Below are 9,472 nucleotides of genomic sequence, written 5' to 3'. Positions count from 1 at the left end.
CGAACTTCATCGCCATGTCGGCGTCGGTCATCATCGGCTTGCAGCGGATCGAGGGATCCTCGACATCGACCGGCATGTCCTCTTCCCGAATGTTGACCGGCGCCCACTGCCAGGCGCCAGCCGGCGATTTCTCCAGCCACCAGTCGTAGCCGAGGAGCAGGTCGAAGTAGCCGTTGTCCCATTGCGTCGGGTGGGTGGTCCAGGCGCCTTCAAGGCCGCTGGTCACGGTATCGCGGCCGATGCCCCGGCTGCTGTGGTTGTTCCAGCCCAGGCCCTGTTCCTCGACCTCGGCCGCTTCCGGCTCCCGGCCCAGCCGAGCGGCGTCACCATTGCCATGGGCTTTGCCGACCGTATGGCCGCCGGCGGTCAGGGCGACGGTTTCCTCGTCGTTCATCGCCATCCGGGAAAAGGTGACGCGGACGTCGTGGGCGGTCTTGAGCGGGTCGGGCTTGCCGTCGACACCCTGGGGATTGACGTAGATCAGGCCCATCATCACGGCAGCCAGCGGGTTATCCAGATCGCGCTCGCCGGAATAACGGCTGTTCGGATTATCGGTTGGCGCCAGCCATTCCTTCTCGGAACCCCAGTAAATGTCCTTTTCGGGATGCCAGATGTCTTCGCGACCGAAGCCGAAGCCAAACGTCTTGAGGCCCATCGATTCATAGGCGACGTTGCCGGCGAGAATGATCAGGTCGGCCCAGCTCAGCTTGTTGCCGTATTTCTTCTTGATCGGCCACAACAGGCGGCGCGCCTTGTCCAGGTTGACGTTGTCGGGCCAGGAATTGAGCGGGGCAAAACGCTGGTTGCCCGTGCCGGCACCGCCGCGGCCATCGGCCACCCGATACGAACCGGCCGAGTGCCAGGCCATGCGGATCATCAGGCCGCCGTAGTGGCCCCAGTCGGCCGGCCACCAGTCCTGGCTGTCGGTCATCAGGGCGACCAGGTCTTTCTTGAGGGCGGCGACGTCAAGCTTTTTGACTTCCTCGCGGTAGTTGAAGCCGGTGCCCAGCGGATTGGTCTTGCTGTCGTGCTGATGCAGGATGTCGAGGTTCAATGCCTTCGGCCACCACGCCGTGTTGGCGTTGCCGCTGGCCGTATTGCCACCATGCATGACCGGGCATTTGGCGGCGCTCTTCATTTGATTGGTATCCATCGCTCTACTCTCCTCTTTGAATGACCTTCTTGAAAACGGTCAAACTGATATTAGGAGAGCAGGCCCTGTATTGCTAATTGATTGGCTGGATACGCTTGATAGGCTATTGCTATCCGCCTAACGTGTCTCGTCGACGATCTGGATGAGTTTGCCTTCCAGCTCCTGTCCCAGCCGGGCCAGCCCGGAATCGGACGACAGGGCCGCGAGCACAGGCAGCGGCCGGGTCAGGGCGATCTTCGTGTTGCCGTTCTCGGTATAGACCGAAATGCGCCAGGGCAGCACCGCACTGAGGCGCATGTCGATGGCCAGCAGTTTCTCGACCAGCCGGGGATTGCCGACTTCAAAAACCTGACATGCGTCGTCGAATTCGATGCCCTTGCTGTCGAGCATGCCGCCCAGGTCGTGCACCTGAAGGACGTTGAGGCCATGACGCTGAATGACCGGCACGAGGTCAGTGCAGGCTTCGTAGAAGGATTTGTCGCTGTCGACGCGGTAGAACATGAGCATTCCAATTTCGATTTTGGCCAAAATTTCCGGTTGACCGTGGGATTCCTGCCGCAGCTTCTTAGGGCAGATCAAGTTAGCGCAGCCGTGTGCCCGTTATTATCCGGCGCATGAACACGCTTGTCGCCCCGTCTGCCACCAAACGCCTGCCCGGCGACCTCGCCATCTGGTTCTTCATCCTCGCCGAACTGCTCGCCTTCGCGGTGTTCTTTTCCGCCTACGCCTTCGCCCGGGCCCGCCATGTCGAAGAATTCAACCTCTACCAGCAGACGCTGGACCGCAACTTCGGCGCCCTCAATACGCTGCTCCTCATCACCGGCTCGTGGTTTATTGTCCGCGCCGTGCAGGCGGCGCATCGCGACGACATCAAGGCGGTGCCGCCCAACATCCTGCTCGGCTGGTTGTGCGGCGGCGGCTTCCTGGTCGTCAAGGTGATCGAATACAGCGCCAAGTTCGGCGCCGGCATTTCGATGTCGACCAACACCTTTTACATGTTCTACATCTCGCTGACTTTCTTCCACTTCATGCACGTCATCCTCGGCATGGTCATCCTCACCGTTCTCTGGTTCCAGGCCAGAAATGGCGCCTACGGCGGCCATAACGCGCACGGGCTGGAAAGCGGCGCCGCCTACTGGCACATGGTCGACCTGCTGTGGATCATCCTTTTCCCGCTCGTTTATGTGATGCGCTGATGATCGCCGCCCTCAAAAATTCCGCCCACCGCGCCTGGCTCGTCCTCATGGTCGCCACCGGCATCACCTGGACTCTCGGTGAAGTCGGCGCCGCCGGCACCGGGGCCATCGTCGCCATGCTGGCCATCGCCTTCGTCAAGGGCCGGCTGGTCATCCTCGATTTCATGGAGCTACGCGAGGCGCCGATGATGTGGCGGGTCCTGCTCGAAGGCTGGCTTATACTCGTCTCCAGCTTGATTCTGCTGGCTTACTGGATTTCCCTCAAATGACCGATCTGCCCTTCTACGAACCTTCCAGCAACGAAATCTCGCTCTTCGAGCACGCCTTCCAGCAACGCCTGCCGCTGCTCATCAAAGGCCCGACCGGCTGCGGCAAGACGCGCTTCGTCGCCCACATGGCGGCCCGCCTCAAGCTGCCGCTGTACACCGTCGCCTGCCACGACGACCTGACCGCCGCCGACCTCGTCGGCCGCCACCTGATTTCCGACAAGGGCACCTACTGGTCGGACGGCCCGCTGACCCGCGCCGTGCGCGAAGGTGGCATCTGCTACCTCGACGAAGTGGTCGAAGCGCGCAAGGACACTACCGTCGTCCTCCACCCGCTGGCCGACGACCGGCGCATCCTGCCCATCGACCGCACCGGCGAAATCCTCAAAGCGCCGGCCAACTTCATGCTCGTCGTTTCCTACAACCCCGGCTACCAGAACCTGCTAAAAGGCCTCAAGCCTTCCACCCGCCAACGCTTCGTCTCGATGCGCTTCGACTTCCCCGGTGCCGAGCGCGAAATCTCCATCCTGATCGGCGAAACCGGCTGCGACGCCGATCTGGCCAAGCGTCTGGTCGGCATCGCCAAGGCCTTCCGGGCGTTGAAAGACCGCGACCTCGAAGAAGTCGCCAGCACCCGCCTGCTCGTCTACGCCGCGACGCTCATCAAGTCCGGTTTCGACGTCAGCGCCGCCTGCCGCGCCGCGCTGGTCGAGAGCCTGACCGACGACGAGGAAACCGTCGAGGCGCTCATGGAAATCGTCAATGCCACTTTCGGACGATGACTTCGGTTTCGAGGAAGAAAAGGCCGGGCAAAACCTGGCCGTCCTCGCCGAAGCCCTCTATCTGATCAACCTGCTGTTGTTACCCGGGCTGGCCTTCCTGCTCCTCGTCGGCCTGTGGTTCAAATACAAGGACAGCGCCCCGCCGCTGGCCCGCCAGCATCTCAGGCAAACCACCTTCGTCAGCCTGGTCGGCGGACTGCTCATCGTCGTTCTTTCCGGCCTCATCCTCGGCCTCGGCGGGCTGGACTGGGAATGGACCTGGGTCACGCTGATCCTCTATTTCACCTGCATTCACTCGACCCTCGTGCTGTTTGGCATGTACGCGCTGATCAAGGCCATGAATGGCCAGATGTGGCGCTTCCCGATCATTGGCCCCACGGTCAACGGCAAAAAACCGTGAAAATCGAAAGGCTGCAACGCACCCGTCTGCTCGCGCAGATGGGCTTTTTCACGCTATTCACGGTCACGCCGCTCTTCGACCTGTTCCGCTACGACCTCACCGAGCGCCACGCCTATTTCCTGACCTACCCCTGGCATCTCGGCATCGACGAACTGCTGACCGGCACCGGCGAATCGAGCACGGCGGTCATCAACATCATCCTCTACCTCTTCCTGCCCGTCCTTGGCGGCGGCGCGCTGATCATCGGCATCGCCTGGAAATGGGGCCGCCTCTATTGCGGCTGGCTCTGCCCGCATTTTTCCGTGGTCGAAACGATCAACCGCCTGATGCTCATCGCCAGCGGCAAGCACTCGGTCTGGGACAAGAAGCAAACCCCGCCGTGGGAACCGGACGGCACGCCGGCCAAGCGCGACCAGCGTTACTGGCTGCTCGTCGTCCCCGCCGCCATCGGTTTCGCCTTCGCCTGGGCCGTCGTCGGCCTGACCTACCTAATGCCGCCGTTTCAGGTTTACCACGGCCTGTTCACCTGCACGCTCTACCAGAAAGAAGTCATTTTTCTGGCCGCCGCGACGACGGTGCTCAGCCTCGAATTTCTCTTCGCCCGCCACCTCTTCTGCCGCTACGGCTGCGCCATCGGCATCTTCCAGAGCTTCGCGTGGATCGTAAACAAGAAGGCGATGGTCGTCGGCTTCGACCGCAAACGGCTGACCGACTGCGCCAGTTGCCAGCAAGGCGCCGGCAGCGCCGGCCACACCCTGCTCGCCCGGCAGGCCCTGCGCGAAAGCGGCAACGAATTTGCCTCGCCTTCGGGAAGCGCGTGCGATGCCGTCTGCCCGATGCGCCTCAAACCGCGCAACGTCAAACGCTGGATGTTCGCCTGCACCCAATGCGGCCAGTGCATTTCGGCCTGCAAGACCGTGAACCGCGACAACCCGGACGGGCAACTGCTCCGCTGGGTCAGCAACGAGGATGCCCGGCGCAACGAAGCCGGTTTTTCAGCCTTATCAAATACAGACGAAGACGCGGGAGCCAAACTGTAGCCATGGAAGAATTCATCGGCAAAATCTGGCACAACTGGGTCACCAAGGCCGCCGCCGGCCATTACCCGGAAGCCGCCGTCAAACTGGGCGAGGTCGAGAAAACCGCCGGCATCCTGTTTCGCGCCTTCGGTGGCGACCCGGGCCTCAAAGTAGCCGCCGCCACCTCGGAAGAACACGGCGCCCGGCGCACCTGGCTGCAGCGTGTCGCCGGCAGCAACGAACGCATCGCCCAGGGCCGGCGCGACGCCGAAATCCTGCGCCTGCCGCCGGAAATCGCCGCTTTCCCCGAAAAGTCGCTAAACCGCGACCTCTACCTGTGGCTGGCCGCGCTGGCTGCCAGCGACGTGGCACCGGAGCAGTCGTGGTTCATCCGCAACCAGACCGCCAGCCGAACGGCACTTGACCGCTATCCCGGCCTCAACGAGCGTTACCGGCGCCTGGTCGCCGCTCATCTCGCCGGCCGCATCGCAGCTGACGCCATGCAAGCCGATGAAGCGGCGCAGGAAAACGCCATTCGCCAGGCACTCGAAGCCCCTGGCTCAGTCGCCGGCCTGCCACCGCTCAACACGATGAAATCGCGGCCGCCGCAGCCCGTGCTGCTCTGGCTGATCGGTTCAGAGACGCTCGAAACGGGCACCAAACTCGCCGACCCGAGCGACAACCTGCCGCCCGAAGGCAGCCGCGGCAACAGCGAAACCGCCAAGGAAGCGCACAAGGCCGAGCAGGTCGAGACGCCGGACAACAAGAATCCGATGCTCGCCATGTTCCGCGCCGAAAGCCTGCCGACCTGGGCCGAATACGTCCGCGTCAATCGCGCTTTCGACGAGGACGAGAACCCGAATGCCAGCGACGCCGCCAACGACCTCGACAAACTGTCGCTGACCCGCGATGGCGAAACCGCCAAATCGCGCGTCAAGTTCGACCTCGACCTGCCGTCCGCCGCCGAGGACGACACGCCAATAGGCCCCGGCATTGCGCTGCCCGAGTGGGATTACCGCAAGAACGCGATGCTGCCGGCGCATTGCCTGCTGCAGCCGATGGTCGCCGACGACGCTGGCCACGCCGCGCTACCGCCCGAACTGGCCGCCACGGCCAAGAAACTGCGCGGCCAGTTCGCCGCCCTCGCCCCGCAACGGCGCTGGCTCAAGGGTCAGCCCGACGGGCCGGAACTCGACGTCGACGCCTGCGTGCGCAACCACGCCGACCGCGCCTCTGGGCACACGCCGGAAACCGGCGGCTATCTCGCCCAGGCCCGCTGCGAACGCGACCTCGCCTGCCTGCTACTGGCCGACCTGTCGATGTCCACCGATGCGCCGATTTCCGACTCACATCGCATCGTCGACGTCATCCGCGACGCGCTTTTGCTGTTTTCCGAAGCGCTGACCGCGACGGGCGACCGCTTCGGCATCTACGGCTTCTCCTCGCTGCGTCGTCAAAACATCCGTTTCCATCTGCTCAAGGACTTCGCCGGAAAATACGACGCCGCTGCCCGCGGTCGCATCCTGGCCATCAAACCCGGCTACTACACACGCATGGGCGCTGCCATCCGTCAGTCCGCCAGCATCCTGGCCGAGCAGCCAGCCAGCCGTCGCCTGTTGCTCATCATCACCGACGGAAAGCCGAACGACCTCGACATCTACGACTCGCGCTACGGTATCGAGGACACCCGGATGGCCGTGCACGAAGCCCGCCGGATGGGCCTGATGCCATTCTGCGTCACCATCGACCGCGAAGCCGGCGTCTACCTGCCCTATCTTTTCGGCCCGGCCGGCTTCTGCGTCATCCGCAAACCGGAGGAGCTGCCAAGCCGCCTTCCCCTCCTTTATGTACAACTCACACGCCAATAGATAGTCACAAAGGCGTATTGCTTCGGCATCAGTCGGATGCGAACATCAAGCGTTATCGTTATTGCGCCAAGACCATGCACGGCAGTCACCCAATCAACATAGAAGCCCTATTGACGCACGTTCCACTCTTTCAGGGACTGGCGCCGGACGAACTCAGCCGCATTGCCCGTGGCACCCGTGAAATTCACGCCGGCAAGGGCGAAATCCTCTTTCACAAGGGCGACACCTGCAGCGGGTTTCACCTGCTGGTGTACGGCCAGATCAAGCTGGCTTTCACGTCATCGCAGGGCAGCGAAAAAGTTGTCGAGATCATCAGCCAGGGGCAAAGTTTTGGTGAAGCCATCATGTTCATGGAAAAGCCCTACATCGTCTTCGCCCAAGCCCTGACCGACTGCCTGCTGCTGCACATTTCGAAAGGCGTCGTCTTCGAAGAACTCCAACGCGACCACAATCTGTGCCGCAAGATGTTCGCCGGCATGGCCATGCGCCTGCATCAGCTCATGAATGACGTCGAGTCGTATTCGCTGCACTCCGGCAAACAACGCATCATCGGCTACCTCCTGCGCGAACTCCCCGAGGCCGAGCACGACGGCATCAACGTGGCCATCACGCTACCAACCAACAAGGGCGTCATCGCCTCCCGCCTCAACCTCACCCAGGAACATTTCTCGCGCATCCTGCACGAGCTGACTGAACTTGGCCTGATCGTCGTCGAAGGCCGGAAAATTCATATTCCGAACGCCACCAAGCTGCGCCAGCACGAATAATCGGGGCCGGCCCGATTGCTACGGTCAACCGCAAAAAACGGGCAAAATGGAACAAAAAAGGGGCGATGAAAATCGCCCCTTTTTACTGCCGACTGAAACAGCTTAATCGGTAATCAGCTTGCCCTTGGTCAGCAGATCCTGAATGATCGTTGCGTCGTTAACACCCGTTGCCCCGAGATCAACATTGGCCAGCACGATCTTTTGCGTCACGTTCACGCCGTCGGTCTTGACGTCGATGATCGTATCGCTGCCCGACTTGCTGAAATTCAGGTAGCTATCCAGCGTCGTCGAATTGGTTGCACCATTGGGCAGGAGATCACGCAGATCAAGCACATCGCCACCAGCTGCCTTCGCCGCGACATCAAAGCCGAACACCGTGTCAACCGCAGGCGTCCCGACCGTACCCTTGTCCGCAAGACTCCAGGCAAAGGTATCGGACCCCAGGCCCCCCGTCAGCGAATCGTTACCAGCACCACCAATCAGGACGTCAGACCCGGCCCCCCCCGTCAAGGTATCGTCACCGGCACCACCAGCCAGAACGTGCGCGCGCGAGTTGACCGAAGCATTCAGGGTGTCGCTACCGGCAGTTCCCGCATACATGTCAGCAGCGTTTGCCACGGAAAGCAGTTGAGTCGTCGTGTTGCCCACCGTATCGGCACCGGTAATCGTGATGTGGAATGATCCTGACCCATAATTGCTGAGGGAAACCTCCGAAGCCCCCCAGGCCGAAATATCCAGCGTCCCCCCCGCGCCAACTGTGCCGCTATGGCCACCTGCGCCATCGGTTACCTGGGTGCCAGAAACCATACCGGACAGGACGACCGATGCGGCATCACCCAGCCCCAGCGAAAAGCGAAGTTCATGGCCGTCATTTGCAATGACCGAATGCTGATTCCCCCACAGTTCAGTCTCGTAAATAGCCTGGGCCTGGGCCGTAGTCAAAACACCGTCATAAATCCGCGCATCTTCCAGCGCACCATTGAGGAAGCGGTTTGAAGTCGCACCATCGTCGGCGGTTACCCCAAAGCCAAGGAACTTGTTCGGCGCGATGGAACCAGCAGCAAGGACCGTACCGTTAATCGCCTGAGCCACGCCGTCGACCCACATGTAGGTTCTGCCCGTCACGAAATCATGAGACATCACGACGCTATGCCACTGATTATCGTTGATCGCGTTATTGCTCATCAGACCGGCGTTATCACCGATGCCAAAGCCGATCTTGCCCTGGTTGTTGATAAAACCCCACTGGACGTCAACCGTACCGCCATTGTTTTCCATGCCGATGACAGATGGCGAATCCCAACCGATATTCGAGCCAAACTGCGAGGTCTTGATCCAGAAGCTGAGCGAAGCAGCCTTGGCCGCTGTTTGCCCGGCCAAGGCATCCGTCACCGAAGGAGCGAGAGCCACCCAACCGCCATCTCGGGCCGCCGATGATCCGCCGACACCGTTGAACTGGATGGCCGTCGAATCATTGCGCCCGGCCGTCCATGTCGGACTCAGATTGGCGGCGGGATCAGCCTGCTGGCCGGCATGGGGAGTGTTATTGGTAATAGTACCGAGCTGATCTGTGGTCGGATTGAAATTGGTGGTGGTCGTGCCACTACCCTGATTGAACTGCCAGTAATCGATCCATTGGGCAGTCACCGTTGGCGCCGTGGTGTCGGTGGTGTGCACGTCTTCCGTGTCGGTGGCCGGGTTGCCGGCGACATCGGCGACGGTGGCGGTCGCCACATAGGTCGTCGTGTCGCTGAGCAGCCCGACATCGGCGGCCGGGACGGTGACGCTGAAGAGCCCGCCGGTGACGGTGCCGGTGTAGTCCTGGCCGTTGAAGCTGACGGTCGCTACCTGGCCGTCTTCGATGCCGGTGGTGGTGCCGCTGATGGTCAGCGGCAGGCCGCGTTCGGCGGCGCTGATGACGTCAGCGCTGATTTCGTCGAGCGTGATCGTCCCCGCCGTGGTGTCCGTGGTGTGCACGTCTTCCGTGTCGGTGGCCGGGTTGCCGGCGACATCGGCGACGG

At 61.9% G+C, this 9,472-nt stretch carries 10 protein-coding genes; 7 read left to right on the top strand and 3 right to left on the bottom strand.

Features of this window, described 5'->3' with window-relative positions:
- Both ADADOO_RS06275 and ADADOO_RS06270 read right to left on the bottom strand, forming a co-directional pair.
- Nucleotides 1-1,153: peroxidase family protein (locus ADADOO_RS06275; RefSeq protein ID WP_511275951.1), on the bottom strand; the 1,153-nt coding region annotated here is incomplete at its 3' end.
- A 117-nt stretch (nt 1,154-1,270) separates the two neighbouring features.
- The gene (locus ADADOO_RS06270) at nt 1,271-1,660 is read right to left on the bottom strand and encodes a DUF302 domain-containing protein (RefSeq protein ID WP_511275950.1); all 390 of its coding nucleotides are present in this window, start codon (nt 1,658-1,660) and stop codon (nt 1,271-1,273) included.
- Between the two features lie 107 nt (nt 1,661-1,767).
- Here ADADOO_RS06270 and ADADOO_RS06265 point away from each other — a divergent pair, with 107 nt between their 5' ends.
- From ADADOO_RS06265 to ADADOO_RS06235, 7 genes are all read left to right on the top strand, one after another.
- Nucleotides 1,768-2,349: a cytochrome c oxidase subunit 3 family protein gene (locus ADADOO_RS06265; protein WP_511275948.1), complete on the top strand. Its 582-nt coding sequence runs from the start codon at nt 1,768-1,770 to the stop codon at nt 2,347-2,349.
- Nucleotides 2,349-2,618, top strand: a complete 270-nt coding sequence (locus ADADOO_RS06260) for a cytochrome C oxidase subunit IV family protein (protein ID WP_511275946.1) — start codon at nt 2,349-2,351, stop codon at nt 2,616-2,618. Before ADADOO_RS06265 ends, ADADOO_RS06260 begins: the two co-directional genes overlap by 1 nt.
- A complete protein-coding gene (locus ADADOO_RS06255) occupies nt 2,615-3,397 on the top strand; it encodes a CbbQ/NirQ/NorQ/GpvN family protein (protein ID WP_511275944.1) in 783 nt (260 codons plus the stop codon). Before ADADOO_RS06260 ends, ADADOO_RS06255 begins: the two co-directional genes overlap by 4 nt.
- A complete protein-coding gene (locus ADADOO_RS06250; RefSeq protein WP_511275942.1) occupies nt 3,378-3,797 on the top strand; it encodes a magnetosome magnetite crystal formation protein family in 420 nt (139 codons plus the stop codon). Before ADADOO_RS06255 ends, ADADOO_RS06250 begins: the two co-directional genes overlap by 20 nt.
- A complete protein-coding gene (locus tag ADADOO_RS06245) occupies nt 3,794-4,837 on the top strand; it encodes a 4Fe-4S binding protein (RefSeq protein ID WP_511275940.1) in 1,044 nt (347 codons plus the stop codon). The genes ADADOO_RS06250 and ADADOO_RS06245 overlap by 4 nt, the downstream gene beginning before the upstream one ends.
- A gap of 2 nt (nt 4,838-4,839) precedes the next feature.
- Nucleotides 4,840-6,684 (top strand): nitric oxide reductase activation protein NorD, encoded by a 1,845-nt coding sequence (locus tag ADADOO_RS06240; protein ID WP_511275938.1) that lies wholly within the window; start codon nt 4,840-4,842, stop codon nt 6,682-6,684.
- Between the two features lie 74 nt (nt 6,685-6,758).
- On the top strand, nt 6,759-7,451 hold the full coding sequence (locus ADADOO_RS06235; protein ID WP_511275937.1) for a Crp/Fnr family transcriptional regulator: 693 nt from the start codon (nt 6,759-6,761) through the stop codon (nt 7,449-7,451).
- A 102-nt stretch (nt 7,452-7,553) separates the two neighbouring features.
- Here the strand turns inward: ADADOO_RS06235 and ADADOO_RS06230 are convergent.
- On the bottom strand, nt 7,554-9,472 hold a 1,919-nt coding region (locus ADADOO_RS06230; protein ID WP_511275935.1), incomplete at its 5' end, for a type I secretion C-terminal target domain-containing protein.

It is taken from the genome of Azonexus sp. (assembly GCF_036170495.1).
In the GTDB taxonomy this organism is placed as follows: Bacteria; Pseudomonadota; Gammaproteobacteria; order Burkholderiales; family Rhodocyclaceae; genus Azonexus.
The sequence above is the reverse complement of the archived record's forward strand: the minus strand, read 5'-3'. Positions and strand labels throughout refer to the sequence as shown.